General features: G+C 63.8%; 15 protein-coding genes. 5 read left to right on the forward strand and 10 right to left on the reverse strand.

All coding sequences use genetic code 11. The features are described from left to right. The first annotated feature begins 228 nt into the window (after positions 1-228). The gene (locus DS839_RS35250) at positions 229-1,101 is read left to right on the forward strand and encodes a DMT family transporter (RefSeq protein ID WP_119275246.1); all 873 of its coding nucleotides are present in this window, start codon (positions 229-231) and stop codon (positions 1,099-1,101) included. A gap of 20 nt (positions 1,102-1,121) precedes the next feature. Here DS839_RS35250 and DS839_RS35255 read toward each other — a convergent pair whose 3' ends face one another. The 3 genes from DS839_RS35255 to lepA all read right to left on the reverse strand — a co-directional run bounded on the left by DS839_RS35255 (position 1,122) and on the right by lepA (position 4,219). Then, positions 1,122-1,571 carry a hypothetical protein gene (locus DS839_RS35255; protein ID WP_119275247.1) on the reverse strand — a complete coding sequence of 150 codons (450 nt, stop codon included), beginning with the start codon at positions 1,569-1,571 and terminating at the stop codon, positions 1,122-1,124. Between the two features lie 38 nt (positions 1,572-1,609). Next, the gene (locus DS839_RS35260; RefSeq protein ID WP_368912105.1) at positions 1,610-2,251 is read right to left on the reverse strand and encodes a lytic transglycosylase domain-containing protein; all 642 of its coding nucleotides are present in this window, start codon (positions 2,249-2,251) and stop codon (positions 1,610-1,612) included. 165 nt (positions 2,252-2,416) lie between these two features. Beyond that, complete coding sequence (gene lepA / locus DS839_RS35265) at positions 2,417-4,219, reverse strand: translation elongation factor 4 (protein ID WP_119275249.1); 1,803 nt, start codon at positions 4,217-4,219, stop codon at positions 2,417-2,419. A gap of 121 nt (positions 4,220-4,340) precedes the next feature. Between lepA and mbfA the strand changes: the two genes are divergently transcribed. Next, entirely contained in the window at positions 4,341-5,297 is a 957-nt protein-coding gene (gene mbfA, locus DS839_RS35270) for an iron exporter MbfA (RefSeq protein WP_119275250.1), read from the forward strand. Continuing rightward, positions 5,294-5,614 carry a low molecular weight protein tyrosine phosphatase family protein gene (locus DS839_RS35275; RefSeq protein ID WP_119275251.1) on the forward strand — a complete coding sequence of 107 codons (321 nt, stop codon included), beginning with the start codon at positions 5,294-5,296 and terminating at the stop codon, positions 5,612-5,614. The genes mbfA and DS839_RS35275 overlap by 4 nt, the downstream gene beginning before the upstream one ends. A 216-nt stretch (positions 5,615-5,830) precedes the next feature. Here the strand turns inward: DS839_RS35275 and pheT are convergent, their stop codons facing one another. The 4 genes from pheT to rpmI form a co-directional block, all read right to left on the reverse strand. Continuing rightward, on the reverse strand, positions 5,831-8,239 hold the full coding sequence (gene pheT, locus DS839_RS35280) for a phenylalanine--tRNA ligase subunit beta (RefSeq protein ID WP_119275252.1): 2,409 nt from the start codon (positions 8,237-8,239) through the stop codon (positions 5,831-5,833). Beyond that, a complete protein-coding gene (gene pheS / locus DS839_RS35285; RefSeq protein ID WP_119275253.1) occupies positions 8,236-9,309 on the reverse strand; it encodes a phenylalanine--tRNA ligase subunit alpha in 1,074 nt (357 codons plus the stop codon). Before pheS ends, pheT begins: the two co-directional genes overlap by 4 nt. A gap of 92 nt (positions 9,310-9,401) precedes the next feature. Further along, positions 9,402-9,755 carry a 50S ribosomal protein L20 gene (rplT, locus tag DS839_RS35290; RefSeq protein ID WP_119275254.1) on the reverse strand — a complete coding sequence of 118 codons (354 nt, stop codon included), beginning with the start codon at positions 9,753-9,755 and terminating at the stop codon, positions 9,402-9,404. A gap of 21 nt (positions 9,756-9,776) precedes the next feature. Continuing rightward, positions 9,777-9,977 (reverse strand): 50S ribosomal protein L35, encoded by a 201-nt coding sequence (rpmI, locus tag DS839_RS35295; protein WP_119275255.1) that lies wholly within the window; start codon positions 9,975-9,977, stop codon positions 9,777-9,779. A gap of 208 nt (positions 9,978-10,185) precedes the next feature. Here rpmI and DS839_RS35300 point away from each other — a divergent pair, with 208 nt between their 5' ends. Further along, complete coding sequence (locus DS839_RS35300; RefSeq protein WP_119275256.1) at positions 10,186-10,887, forward strand: SDR family NAD(P)-dependent oxidoreductase; 702 nt, start codon at positions 10,186-10,188, stop codon at positions 10,885-10,887. A gap of 48 nt (positions 10,888-10,935) precedes the next feature. On the opposite strand, the gene DS839_RS35305 is transcribed toward DS839_RS35300, so the two are convergent. Next, positions 10,936-11,628: a helix-turn-helix transcriptional regulator gene (locus DS839_RS35305; protein WP_119275257.1), complete on the reverse strand. Its 693-nt coding sequence runs from the start codon at positions 11,626-11,628 to the stop codon at positions 10,936-10,938. 83 nt (positions 11,629-11,711) lie between these two features. Between DS839_RS35305 and DS839_RS35310 the strand changes: the two genes are divergently transcribed. Continuing rightward, positions 11,712-12,347 carry a LysE family translocator gene (locus DS839_RS35310; RefSeq protein ID WP_119275258.1) on the forward strand — a complete coding sequence of 212 codons (636 nt, stop codon included), beginning with the start codon at positions 11,712-11,714 and terminating at the stop codon, positions 12,345-12,347. Here the strand turns inward: DS839_RS35310 and DS839_RS35315 are convergent. Both DS839_RS35315 and DS839_RS35320 read right to left on the reverse strand, forming a co-directional pair. Then, positions 12,316-13,371 carry a DUF2955 domain-containing protein gene (locus DS839_RS35315; protein WP_119275259.1) on the reverse strand — a complete coding sequence of 352 codons (1,056 nt, stop codon included), beginning with the start codon at positions 13,369-13,371 and terminating at the stop codon, positions 12,316-12,318. The genes DS839_RS35310 and DS839_RS35315 overlap by 32 nt on opposite strands. 1 nt (position 13,372) lies before the next feature. Beyond that, positions 13,373-14,500 (reverse strand): HlyD family secretion protein, encoded by a 1,128-nt coding sequence (locus DS839_RS35320; protein ID WP_119275260.1) that lies wholly within the window; start codon positions 14,498-14,500, stop codon positions 13,373-13,375. Between the last annotated feature and the right edge of the window lie 93 nt (positions 14,501-14,593).

Consider the following 14,593-nt stretch of genomic DNA (forward strand, 5'->3'; position numbering starts at 1 on the left):
ATGCCGCCAAAGGCGGCACCGGCGAAGCTGGCGCGAAGCGTCCTGGACAGTGCGAGCACGGCGCTACAATCGACAATCACGGAACCTTCTCGTCCTCTCTTCTCGCGGGGTTACCGCCCCGCAAGACCTTGACTTGTTGGTGGGAGGTCCTCTCCCCCGTTGGGGCGAGTGTATTAGCCCGCAATTCCGTTCAAGACGGGCCTGCCCGATATCGGCTCATCTGCGGCGATGTCGCAGAAGCTCGCGGGCTGTGCCTGTCTGACGTCGGCCATGATCCTGGTCGGCAGCACGGTGATCGCGAGCAAGATCATCGGCGGCGGCTTACCGCCTTTCGCCGCCGCGGCGCTGCGCTTCGCCATCGCTTTGCCGTTCCTCGTAGCTATCATGCATATCAGCGGGACCGCCTGGCCGCGCCCCAGCCTGCATGACGGGCTGCTGCTCCTCGTCCAGTCGACGGCCGGCAGTGTCGGCTACACCGCCTTGCTGATCTCGGGCCTGCGCCTCACTTCGGCGGCCGATGCCGGTGTGATCGTCGGCACCTTGCCGGTCGTCTCCGCCACGATCTCCGTCCTGATCCTGGGCGAGCGGCCGCGGCCCATGGTTCTGTTCGCCATCGGCCTCGCTGCCGCAGGCGTCTTCGCCATCGCCGTTCAATCGCGCGACGGCGCCGCCTCGTCGCTCCTCGGCAACAGCCTGATCTTCGCCGCCGTCTTGTGCGAGGGCTTGTTCATTCTTCTCAACAAGCGGCTCAAGGTGCCGATTCCGCCTTTGGCCCAATCGACGCTGATGACCGGCATCGGCCTCGTCGTTGCGCTGCTGCCCGCCCTGCTCGAAATCCCGTCCTTGGCGAATGTGACCACAAGCGCCCTCTTGGCGGTGGTCTATTATGCACTGGTGCCGACGGTCGGCGGCTATCTTCTGTGGTATGGCGGCCTGGCGCGGGTCTCGGGCGCGGAGGCGTCCCTGTTCACCTCCGTGGCGCCGGTTTCAGCGGTGCTCCTGGCGGTTATCCTGCTGGGCGAGGCGGTGAGTGCCAGCCAGATGATCGGCATCGCCTGCGTGCTGATCGCCGTCTTGAGCCTCGGCCTTGCGCGGAAGTAAGCATCGCCATCTCAGCGGGTTCATGCGATTTGCACCAGGTCCGTGGAACATCCGGTCCATTTCCGAAATAGTTTGATCGCGATCTCGAGAAACTCTTCACGAGTTGCCGGTCCGATCTCGTCCATGACTGAATGGGTGAACTTGGACGTATCAAAAACCCCTAGCATTCTGGTGCCCGACAGAGATGACTCTTCAATGCCGATAAACCAATCGAGCCGCCTTGTTGCCATATTGAGAATGGCCAAGGAAAACTGATAACTGATAAAGCCTGGCCTGCCGGTTCGGCTATGCTTGATTGTCCTGGGATTCTCCAGAAGGAGCAGGCGATAGGGGTTGCATTCGAAGACCGCCACGGGGTCCGCGTTGACGAGGTCGGGCATGCTGGCAACCTGCATCACCGGCTTGCCATCGCGATCGGCCAGATAGTCCGCTACATTGAAGGTCTCTGAACCGTTCGCCTTCTCGCCCATGTCCCCCTCGTATAGCCGGGAAACCCCGGCCGGAGCTTCTATTTCAAGAGGCCCTTCTGTTTCAGGAGCGCCCGCGACACGCAGCCGCCGAAATTGCGGCCCGGCTGGACGACCCTGGCGAAGCATTTGCTGCCGCCGAGCCTGACCCGGATGCGGCCTTTGACGCGGATCGACCCGCCGCCGCCCTCATTGAAGCCGAAAGTGGGCTTCGGCACCTCGCCGGTCACTGGAAAGCCGACGCTGACGAGGTGGCTGCGCACGCGCTTGCAATAGTCGACGGATTTGACCGAGAAGCGCGTCTCGCCGTGGCCGGCGCGGTATTTCATCACCGTGGTGCAGATATCCTGGTTGGCGAGGCGCCAGGCCTCGGCCAGATATTGCGTGCCATAGGCGATGTTGGTTTCGGGCTCTGCCAGGGCCGAAAGCGAGCCCTTGAAGCCCATCATGTCGGCGGTCGATGGCAGGATCTGCATCAGGCCCACTTCGCCGACATCGCCGCGGGCCCCCGGCCTGTAGCCGCTCTCGACCCGCATCACCGCGTCGACGATGGCGAAGGGGATCTTGTTGCGCGAAGCTTCCGCCTTGCCGATGCGCTGATAGAGCGCCTTGCCGCTGTCGAGCTCATCGAGCGGCGGACGCGCCAAGGCGGTCCCCGCGCTGAGCGCGCCGGCAATGAGCATAATGATCCCGAAGACCCAGGGCCCTGTCATACGGATAATGTGCGTCTGTCCTACCGTCAAAATCAAGATCGCAACGGATTGTTCCGAATTTGCGTCCGATCCGCCTGATATGCCCCAGCTCATGGCATTTTGTTGAATATTCCGCCCGTTGCGCGGCTGGTCGCGTTAATTCTCATCCATCTTGAGCGCCGCGATGAAGGCCTCCTGCGGGATCTCGACCTTGCCGAACTGGCGCATCTTCTTCTTGCCTTCCTTCTGCTTGTCGAGAAGCTTGCGCTTGCGGGTGATGTCGCCGCCATAGCATTTGGCGGTGACGTCCTTGCGCAGCGCCGACAAGGTCTCGCGGGCGACGATCTTGCCGCCGATCGCCGCCTGGATCGGGATCTGGAACATATGGCGCGGGATGAGCTCCTTGAGCTTCTCGCACATCACCCGGCCGCGCTGCTCGGCCCGGCCCCGGTGCACGATCATCGAAAGCGCATCGACCGGCTCGGCATTGACCAGGATGCCCATGCGCACCAGGTCGCCTTCCTCATAGCCGATCATCTTGTAGTCGAAGCTCGCATAGCCGCGGCTCACCGACTTCAGCCGGTCATAGAAGTCGAACACCACCTCGTTGAGCGGCAGGTCATAGACGAGCATGGCGCGCGTGCCGGCATAGGTGAGCTGCTTCTGCCGCCCGCGCCGGTCCTCGCACAGTTTCAGGATCGAGCCCAGATATTCGTCGGGCACCAGGATCGTCGCCTCGATCCACGGCTCCTCGATGGATGAGATATGATTGGGCTCCGGCAGGTCGACCGGATTGTGCAATTCGATCTGGGTGCCGTCATTGAGATTGACCTTGTAGATGACCGACGGCGCGGTGGTGATGACATCGACATTGAATTCGCGCTCGATGCGCTCGCGGATGATCTCGAGATGGAGGAGCCCCAGGAAGCCGCAGCGGAAGCCGAAGCCGAGCGCTGCCGAGGTTTCCATCTCATAGGAGAAGCTCGCATCATTGAGGCGCAGTTTGCCCATGGCGTCGCGCAGATCCTCGAAGCGCGCCGCATCGACGGGGAAGAAGCCGGCGAAGACGACGGGCTGTGCCGGCTTGAAGCCGGGGAGGGCTGCGGTGGCGGGGTTCTTCTCGTCCGTCACCGTGTCGCCGACGCGGGTGTCGGCCACTTGCTTGATGGCGGCGGTGAAGAAGCCGATCTCGCCCGGCCCGAGCTTGTCGATCATCTCGCGCTTGGGCCGCGAAATGCCGAGGCGCTCGACCTGGTAGGAGGCGCCCGTCGACATCAGCTTGATCTTCTGGCCCTTGCGGATCTCGCCATCGACGACGCGCAACAGCACGACGACGCCGAGATAGGGATCGTACCAGCTGTCGATGAGGAGCGCCTTCAAGGGCGCGTCGCGGTTGCCCTTGGGCGCCGGCAGGCGATTGACGATGGCTTCCAGCACATCCGGCACGCCGAGGCCGGTCTTGGCGGAAATCTCGACCGCGTCGGAGGCGTCGAGCCCGATCACATCCTCGATCTGCTGGCGGATGCGCTCGGGCTCCGCCGCCGGCAGGTCAACCTTATTGAGGACGGGGATGATCTCGTGATTGTTGTTGATCGCCTGATAGACATTGGCGAGCGTCTGGGCCTCGACGCCCTGGCTCGCATCGACGACGAGGAGCGATCCCTCGCAGGCGGCGAGCGAACGCGACACCTCATAGGCGAAGTCGACATGGCCCGGCGTGTCGATGAGGTTCAGCACGTATTTCTCGCCCGATTTCGCGGTGTAATCGAGGCGCACGGTGTTGGCCTTGATGGTGATGCCGCGCTCGCGCTCGAGTTCCATCGAATCGAGGATCTGGTCGACCATCTCGCGGTCCGAGACGGCGCCGCACAGCTGGATCAGCCGGTCGGCCAAGGTCGATTTGCCATGGTCGATATGGGCGATGATGGAGAAGTTGCGGATATGGCGAAGGTCGGTCATTCAATCACGATGGCTTTGAAAGGGGGCTTGTGACAGGGCCCCCTTGCCCCGTCAAGCGCTGGAAAAATCTCATATAATTCAAGGGCTGGATTATAGTTTAGAATTATTCTAAACGGTATCTATGAAAGCCTTTTCCGATCTGACCGAACAAGAGATCCTCGCTCTCGCCATATCGAGCGAGGAGGACGATTCCCGCACCTATCTGGCCTTTGCCCATGAGCTCATGGACAAGTTCCCGGCTTCTGCCAAGGTCTTTATAGAGATGGCGGAGGAGGAGCAGGCGCATAAGCGCAGCCTGACCGACGCCTATCAGAAGAAATTCGGCGATTTCATCCCCTTGATCCGCAGGACCGATGTCAGGGGCTTCGTCCAGCACACGCCGGTTTGGCTGTCGAAGCAGATGACGCTCGATGCCATGCGCCAGCGCGCCGAGGTGCTGGAGCTCGAGAACATGCGCTTCTACAAGCAGGCGGCGGAGCAGGCGAGCGATCCCAAGGTCGCCCAGCTCTTGCGCGATCTGGCGGAAGCCGAGAAGAACCACACCTCGTTGGCCGACCGCCTGGGCCTCAAGCATCTGACGCCCGATGCCAGGCTCGAAGAGGCAGAGGCGAGAAAGAAGCTCTTCCTCCTGCAGGTGATCCAGCCGGGCCTCGTCGGGCTGATGGACGGCTCGGTCTCGACCCTGGCGCCGCTTTTCGCCGCGGCCTTCGCCACCCATGACACCTGGCAGACCTTCCTCGTCGGCCTTGCCGCTTCGCTCGGCGCCGGCATCTCGATGGGCCTCGCCGAGGGCCTGTCGGATGACGGCAAGCTCTCCGGCCGCGGCCGGCCGCTGATCAGAGGCCTTGCTTCCGGCATCATGACCATGATCGGGGGCCTCGGCCACGCGCTGCCCTATCTCATCCCGGATTTCTGGACCGCGACCATCATCGCCACGATCGTGGTCTTCATCGAGCTTTGGGCGATCTCCTGGATCCGCTGGAAATACATGGATACGCCTTTCCTGCGCGCCGCCTTCCAGGTGGCGGTGGGCGGGGCGCTGGTGTTCCTGACAGGGATATTCATCGGAAGCGCATGAAGAAGATACTCTTCGTGTGCAGCCAGAACCGTCTGCGCAGCCCGACCGCCGAGCAGATATTCTCCAAGCGGCGCGATATCGAGGTCGACTCGGCCGGCACCAACAATGATGCCGATCAACCACTGACCGCCGAGCTGGTCGAATGGGCGGACATCATCTTCGTTATGGAGAAGGCGCATCGCAGAAAGCTGCAGCAGCGCTTTCGGCTGCAGCTCAAGAACACCCGCGTCGTTTGCCTCGGCATACCGGACGATTTCGCGTTCATGGACCCGATGCTCGTGCGCATCCTCGAAGCGCGGGTGTCGCGGTATTTGTGAAATACCCTCGCCCCGCGAAGCGGGGAGAGGGAGGGACCCGGCGCGCAGCGCCGGGAGGGTGAGGGGCACTTGCACCAAGGAAACGATGGTCACTTCAGTTTGCACAAATGCATTGGCAAACTGGGATTCACGATCAAGAGGCCCCTCACCTTCCCATTGCTTCGCAATGGGCCCCGGGCCCCTCCCTCTCCCCGCTTCGCGGGGTGAGGGGTTTGGCTAACTCCGCAGCACGCCGCCGGTCGCCTTATGGACTTGCGCCACGACCTTCTGGGAGAGCTCCTCGATCTCCTCTTCGGTCAGCGTCTTCTCGCGCGGCTGGATCGTCACCTCGACGGCGAGCGACATCTTGCCCTGGTCGAGCGAGCCGCCGGCGAAGCGGTCGAAGACCATCACCTCCGTGATGAGCTCTCTGTCGGCGCCCTTGGCGGCCTTCACCACCTTGTCGGCCTCGATGCCCGCATCGAGCACGAAGGCGAAATCGCGCTTCACCGCCATGAGATCGGAGGCGTTGAGTGCCGGCCGCGTATTGCCCTTGCCCTTGGGTTGCGGGATGGCGCTGAGGATCACCTCGAAGGCGACGAGCGGGCCCTTCACATCGAGCTCGGCCAGCACGCGCGGATGGATCTCGCCGAAGGTGGCGATCTTGTTCTGCGGCCCCATCTGGATCGTGCCGGAACGGCCGGGATGATACCAGGAGGGCGCCTCGCCCACGACCTGCATCGTGGCGACGGAGGCGCCGGCGGCGTCGAGCACGGCGAGCGCATCGGCCTTGGCGGTGAACACATCGACGGGACGCTGACCGCCTTGCCAGTTGCGCGGCACGTCATCGCCGCGCCGGATGCCTGAGGCCCTGAGCGTCTCGTCCTCCGGCTTGTCGCCGGCATAGGCCTGGCCCACTTCGAACAGCGCCACGTCGAGGAAGCCGCGCGCCATGTTGCGCGACGCTGCGGCGATCAGATTGGGCAGCAGCGAAGGCCGCATGTCGGAGAGTTCCGACGAGATCGGATTGGCGAGCACCAAAGCGCGATTGCGCTGGCCGTTGTTGAACAGCCGCGCCTGCGCTTCGGGCACGAACGACCAGGTCACCGCCTCGTTGAGGCCGCGCGCGGCGAGCGTGCGCCGGGCTCCTATCATGCGCCGCTGCAGCGGATTGAGCACCGGCTTCGCCACCGCCGACAGCCGCGGCATCTCGGCGAAGGGCACATTGTCGAGCCCATAGACGCGGCAGACCTCTTCGACGAGATCGGCGTCGCCCTGGACGTCCGGCCGCCAGGACGGCACGAAGCACATGAGGCCGTCCGATTTCTCGATCACGTCGAAGCCGAGATGGGTCAGGATCTCCCTCTGCTGGGCTTCCGAGACCTCGACGCCGCCGAGGCTCGCGACCCGGCCGCGGCGCAAAAGATAGCTGCGCGACGTGTCGGGCACGCGCCCCGCGATCACCAGCTCCGACGGCTCGCCGCCGCAGAGATCGAGGATCATCTGGGTGCCGAGCTCGATGCCGTTCTGGGTGAAGGCCGGATCGGCGCCGCGCTCGAAGCGATAGCGCGCATCCGACTGGATGCCGAGCTTGCGGCCCGTCGCCGCGGTGCGGACGGGATCGAAATAAGCGGCTTCGAGGAAGACATTGACGGTCGTGTTCGAGCAGCCGCTGTCCGACCCGCCGATGATGCCGCCGAGCGCTTCGGGCGACCGTTCGTCGGCGATGACGGTCATGGCCGCATCGAGCCAATAGGTCTTGCCGTCGAGGGCCTTCAGATATTCGCCGCGCCGTGCGAGGCGCGCATGGATCGAGCCCTTGAGCTTGTCGGCGTCGAACACATGCAGCGGCCGGTTATAGGCATAGGTGATGTAGTTGGTGATATCGACGAGCGCCGAGATCGGCCGAAGCCCGATCGCCTTGAGCCGCGCCTGCAGCCATTTGGGCGAAGGGCCGTTCTTCACACCTCTCACATAGCGCCCGATGAACAACGGGCAGGGCGCGTCATCGCCACTGTCGAAGAGCAGCGAGACGCCGATCGGCGAGCGGAACTTGCCTTGGATGGTGGGCACCTTGAGCGGCTTGAGCTTGCCGAGACCCTTGGCGGCGAGATCGCGGGCGATGCCATAGATGCCGAGCGCGTCGGGCCGGTTCGGCGTCACCTTGATGTAGATCATCGGATCGGCGAGGCCGAGCGCCTCGGCCGCCAATGTTCCGATCGGCACCGTCTTGTCGATTTCGATGATGCCGTCATGCTCGTCGGAGATCATGAGCTCGCGCTCGGAGACCAGCATGCCGTTCGATTCGACGCCGCGGATGACGCCCTTTTCGAGCGTCATGTTGGTGCCTGGAATATGGGAGCCGGGCGGCGCGAAGATCGCCTTCATGCCGGTCTTGGCATTGGGCGCGCCACACACGACCTGGACGAGGCCGGAACGGGTGACGACGTCGCAGACCTGCAAGCGGTCGGCGTCGGGATGCTTGCGCGCTTCCTTCACAAAAGCGACGGTGAAGGGCTGCAGCGGCTTGCGCTTGTCCTCGACCGCTTCGACCTCGAGGCCGATGCCGTAGAGGCCTTCGACGATCTGATCGAGACTGGCCTGAGTGTCGAGATAATCCTTGAGCCAGCCGAGGGTGAATTTCATGACGAGAGCCCTCCGGCGAGTGTCGGGATGTGCAAGGCGCGGAAACCATAGTGCCTGAGCCAGCGCAGGTCGGCTTCGAAGAAGGCGCGGAGATCCGGGATGCCGTATTTGAGCATGGCGATGCGGTCGAGGCCCATGCCGAAGGCGAAGCCCTGATAGCGGTCGGGATCGAGCCCGCCGGCCTTGATCACATTGGGATGCACCATGCCGCTGCCGAGGATCTCGAGCCAGGACGTGCCCTGGCCGATCTTCACCTGGCCGCCTTCCCATGAGCAGTTGATGTCGACTTCCATCGAGGGCTCGGTGAAGGGGAAGTGCGAGGCGCGGAAGCGCATCTTCACATCATCGATCTCGAAGAACGCCTTGCAGAATTCGGCGAGCGCCCATTTGAGATGGCCCAAATGCGTCTCCTCGTCGATGACGAGGCCCTCGATCTGGTGGAACATCGGCGTATGCGTCTGGTCCGAATCGGAGCGGAAGGTGCGCCCCGGCGCGATGATGCGGATCGGCGGCTTCTGCTCGAGCATGGTGCGGATCTGCACCGGCGAGGTATGGGTGCGCAACAGCATGCGCGTGCCGTCGCCCTTGGGATGGAAGTAGAAGGTGTCGTGCTCCTGGCGGGCCGGATGCTCAGCCGGCATGTTGAGCGCGGTGAAATTGTAGAAGTCGTTCTCGATATGGGGGCCTTCGGCCACCGAGAAGCCGAGATCGCCCCAGATCTGGACGATCTCTTCCCATACCTGGCTCACCGGATGGATGCTGCCTTGCGTTTCGGGCCGGGCCGGGAGCGTCACGTCGACCTTCTCGGTCGCGAGCCTGGCCTCGAGCGACTTGGCCTGGAGTCCGGCCTTTTTCGCCGCGATCGCCTGGGTGAGCTTTTCCTTGAGCGCGTTGAGCTCGGCGCCCGCGACTTTACGCTCGTCGGGCGTCATGTCGGCGAGCGTCTTCATGCGCTCGGAGAGGGCGCCCTTCTTGCCCAGCGCCGAAACGCGCATGGATTCGAGCTCGGTCTCGTCGGCCGCGGCCTGAATGCCGTCGATCAGCGATTGTTCTAGGGTTTGCAGACTCATTTTCCGAATCTTTCAACGAAAAGGCCGGGCCGATGGCGCTCATGAGGAGCGCCAAGCGAGGCCCGGCCTGAACCGATGGATACGTGCGAGGCTCAGAGAGCCGCTTTCGCCTTTTCGACGAGAGCAGCAAAAGCCTGAGGCTCGCGCACGGCGAGATCGGCCAGAACCTTGCGGTCGATCTCGATACCGGCCTTGCCGAGCCCGTTGATAAATCGGCCATAGGTGAGGCCGAGTTCGCGGCTCGCCGCATTGATGCGCTGGATCCACAAAGCGCGGAAATTGCGCTTCTTGGTGCGCCGGTCGCGATATTGATATTGCTGGGCCTTCTCGACCGCCTGGACGGCGACGCGGAAGATGTTCTTGCGGCGGTTGAAATAGCCCGACGCACTCTTGATGACTTTCTTGTGGGCGGCCCTCGCCGTCACACCACGCTTGACACGGGACATGTCTGAACTCCTTGCAGCGACTTAGCGGGCATAAGGCATATGGATCTTGACCAGGCGCTCATCGCCCTCGGCCAAAATCATGGTGCCCCGCTGGTTGCGGATATTCTTGTTGCTGCGCTTGATCATGCCGTGGCGCTTGCCGGCCTGGCCGGCCTTGATGCGGCCCGTCGCCGTGACCTTGAATCGCTTCTTGGCCGACGATTTCGTCTTCATTTTGGGCATTTCGCTATCCTTTCGGTGCACAATAAAAGACCGCCCTGGCATGCCCTTTACAGGCCAGGCGGCTTGAACGGGCCGGGTTATGGCGGAAGGCGGGATAAATTGCAAGTCCGCCGGTCCGGCGCCCCTGCCATTACGCAACGGCATGGCTTGATCGGAGGGGTGCCCCGGCCCCACATTCCTTAAACTCCCCATTCTCCATGAGGCCCCCATGTCCAAGCTCCGTTATACCAGCGCTCTCATCATCGGATCGGGCGCGGGCCTCAGCGCCTCGCTGGCGAGGCTCCTGGCGGGCCAGGGCCTCAAGATCGGGCTTGCCGCCCGCAACCCGCAGAAACTGGCGAGTCTTGCCGCCGACACCCGCGCCCGGACCTTTGCCTGCGATGCCGCCGATCCTGAGCAGATGGCGAAGCTGTTCGAGGATGCGGACAAGGCCATCGGTGAGCCCGATGTCGTCATCTACAATGCCTCGGGCCGCCTCAGGGGGGCGATCGCCGAGCTCGATCCGAAGGCAGTGGAGCAGGCCATCGCGGTGACGGCCTTTGGCGGCTTCCTCGCCGGCCAGGAGGCGGCGCGGCGCATGCTGAAGCACGGACGTGGCGCGATCCTGTTCACCGGCGCGACCGCGAGCGTCAAGGGCTATGCGCTCTCCGCCCCCTTCGCCATGGGCAAATTCGCGCTGCGCGGCCTCGCCCAGAGCATGGCGCGCGAATTGGGGCCGAAGGGCATCCATGTCGCCCATTTCGTCATCGACGGCGGCATCCGCAATCCCGGCCGCGAGGAGCCGGCCGACCGGCCCGACAGCATGCTCGATCCCGATGCGATCGCCGAGACTTATTTCAACATCCTGATGCAGCCGAGAAGCACCTGGACCTGGGAAGTCGAGCTCAGGCCCTGGGTGGAGAAGTTCTGATCAATCGCATTGGGCCCCTCCCTCTCCCCCGATAGAGGCGAGGGGTAATCACGCCGCGGGCTTCGTCTTCCAGCCCGAGATCCACAAGTCTCTCAGCGCATCGCCTTCGTTGCGGAAATGCGCGCCCGTCGCCCGGCAGCTCTGCGTCCGGTCGAGGCGGAAATTGCGGATGGCGGTGCGCAATTCGCACCAGCCGACGATGACCTGGGCATCGAGGTAATAGATGAGCGCCAGAGGCCTGATAATGCGTCGGGTGATCCGGCCCTGCTCGTCGCTGTACCTGATGTCGAGCTTTTCCTCATCGCGGATCGCCCGCCGGATCAAAGTGAAATCGACATTCTGCGGCTCGGGCGCGATGGGACCCCAGGCATGGAGCGAGCGCGCTTGGATCGTCTGCCTGAGCGGCGGCGGCACCGCAGCGGCGATCTTGGCGGACACTTTCTTGGCGGCCTCCGTCAATTCCTTGTCGCCGGTGCGCTCGATCAGTGCCAGGCCGAGGACGACGGCCTCGGTCTCCTCGATGGTGAACATCAAGGGCGGCAGGTCGAAACCGGGGCGCAATATGTAGCCGATGCCGCGCTCGCCATCGATCGGCACCCGCATCGCCTGGAGGGCAGAGATATCGCGATAGATCGAGCGCACCGTGACCTCGAGCCGCTCGGCGATGGCGGCCGCCGTGATCGGGCGGCGCTGAGCCCTCAGGATCTGGATGATCTCGAACAGCCTGGACGCCTTGCGCATGGTGCACCTCGCAACTGACACAGCCTTGTCAGTTGCGGCCTCTTATACCGCAGTAAAACGACCTTGCCGAGGAACATACTGACATGAGCTATCCGGAAGCCCTATGGATATTCTTCATCCTGCTCTCAGGCATCATCATCGTGCCGGGCATGGACATGATCTTCGTCCTGGCCAATGCGCTGACCGGCGGCCGGCCCGCCGGCATCGCCGCCACTTTCGGCATCATGCTGGGCGGCGCCTTCCACACCGCCTTCGGCGCCTTCGCCGTCGTGGGCTTCAGCCGGCTGGTGCCTCAGCTCTATGGTCCGATGCTGATCGTGGGCTCGCTCTATATGATCTGGATCGGCTGGACCCTCATCCGGAGCTCGATCACCGTCGATCCGGTCAGGGGTCTGGCGTCACGGCCGCTGCCCGCGATATTCGCCCAGGCGATCGTCACCTGCATCCTCAATCCGAAGGCCTGGCTCTTCGTCCTTGCCGTCTATCCGCAATTCATCAAGCCCAGTTTCGGACCCCTATGGACGCAGGCGCTGGTGATCGGCGTGATGGTGGCGGCGATGCAGCTCACCGTCTATGGCGGGCTCGGCCTAATGGCGGCGAAAGGCCGTGACGCGATGGTCGGCAATCCGACGCTCACCATCTGGTCCGGGCGCATTGCCGGCCTCCTGCTCGTCGCCGCCGCTCTCTTCACCCTATGGCGCGGCTGGCAGGGGATTTAGGCTGCCGGCGCAGCCACCCGAAGAGGCTGAGCGCGCCGATCGTATAGGCGCTCGCCACGAGAATCTTGATGATGCGGGTCGCGAGCAGCTCCTCCGAGCCGCCGGGCAGCGGCGCGATGCCGAGGCCAAGGATCAGGAGGAAGGTCGTGAAGGCAATGGCGTAGACGGGTGCCCGCTCTCCGCCCCGCACCATCCGCTCGCCGAACCACAAGCCCATCGCCAGCACGATGAGGATGAAGAAGAGAATGCTGCCGGAGAGAACGACGAATTGATAAGCGAATATCGCAACGACGCCGCCGAGGAGATTGCCGACGATGATCGCCATCGCGACGCGGCTGCTGCGTTCCGGTTCCACCGCGCGCAGGAGATTGAGCGCGATCATCAGGATGACGATGTTGTTGATGTCGCCGCGCGCGATGAAGGCGATGAGCACGGGATAGAGGATGAGGGTATCGGAAATGGCGATGCGCGCCGCCAAAGCGGGCTCATGGCCCGCCGGGCTTGGCGCGGGTGTTGCGCTTGCCTCAGGAGCGGATGGCGACGGGATGAGCAGATGAACGATCCAGACGGTGACGACGGCGGCAATGCTGCCGCGCAGCAGCTCGATCATGAACAGCCAGGCGAGATCGAACGAGATGGTCGAGATCACCGGAATGCAGCAGAAGGCGATCTGGACCAGCAGCATGATAGCGGCCGGCGCGCCGCGCCGCTGGCCGTAGAAGCTCCAGCAGATCACGAGCCCGACCAGAGCAAGCAGGACCAAGGGGCTGAGCGAGAACAGCCTGGAGACGCCGAAGGCAAGCGCAGTCGCGATCAGGATGACGAGCGGCATGGCGAGGCCTTGCCGCAAGGACGGCGCGCTGGGCGCCGAGGCCAGGAGCTGAACCGCGAGCATCGGGGCGAGGAAGCTGAAGTCCCAATTGGCCAGCTCGGCTATGGTGAAGGCGAGAGTGGCGGCAATGGCGATCCGCAGGATATGGCGGGTGGCCCCCTTGTCGCTTGCCGCTGCCTTGGCGCCCGCCATGTCAGCTGAGATAGCTGAGATAGGACACGAGCACGATCCACAGCCGCCCGATGGCGTCGGTCACCGGTGCCCGGCCGGTATAGATGACGACATTCGCCTGCGATCCGAGCCTGATTCCCTTGGGCTGCTCGTCCGGAGCGAACTGGACGCGCACGGCGAAGCGCTGCGCGTCGCGTATCCATCCGGTATCGTTCCTGATCACCGGCAGGCCGGTGGTGGGATCGATGTCCTTGCTGTCGACGCCCCAGCCGACGCTTTCGACCGTCGCCGGATAGACGCGACCGGGGCGGATATCGAGGACGACGTCGGCAGCGTTTCCGGCCGCGACATGTTCGAGGCTGTTCTCGCGGAACTGCGCGTCGATCCAGATCACTTCGGCATCGATGAAGGTGAGGACGGCCTGGCCGACGGCGACATACTGACCGGTGGCCAATTGCAGGTTGGTGATGACACCGTCGGACGGCGCCAGCACGATCGTGTCGGTGAGGTCGCGCCGTGCCTTGCGCAAGGCTGCCTGCGCCTGACGGATCTGCGGATTGTCGGCGCCCTGCGGCCCCATATTCTGCCGGGCCTCTTCCACATCGGCCTTGGCGCGATCGACATCGGCGATCGCCGCATCCAGGCTGGCGGTGGCCTGGTCGCTCCTTGCCTTGGCATAGATGCCCTTCTTGACCATCTCGAATATGCGCGCCGTCTGCTCCTGGATATTGGTGAGCTTCGCCTCGGCCTCGGCGAGCTTGGCCTCGGCGGAGGCGAGTGCTGCCGTCGAGGCGCCGACCGCCTGCCCGGCGGCCGCAAGCTGCGCCTCGGCGGTCTCGACGGCGATCGCATAGCGCTCGCGGTCGATCTCGAACAGGACCTCGCCGGTTCTGACGATTTGATTGTCGATTACATTGACGGCGCTGATCCGGCCCGCCACATCGGCGGCGACGCGTACGACATAGGCCTGAACCGTGGCTTGCGCGGTATAGGGGGTGAAGCGGTCGGCGAACAGGCCGTAGACGAACAAGGCGGCGCATAACAGCAACACGATGCCGGTCAGGCGCCGGATGGGGTTCTTCGGCGCGGCCCGTGAGGTGGCGATTGGAGCATGCGCCTCGCGGTCTTCGGGTTCTATCCTGCGACGCATGGCACTGGCCCTCTAGGGATGCGGCGGCAATTCCAAATGGAGTTCCCGCCTCCCGCCTGTTTGACGTCAGGTTAGACTATGCGGGAGGATGAG

This window comes from Taklimakanibacter deserti, from assembly GCA_003574785.1.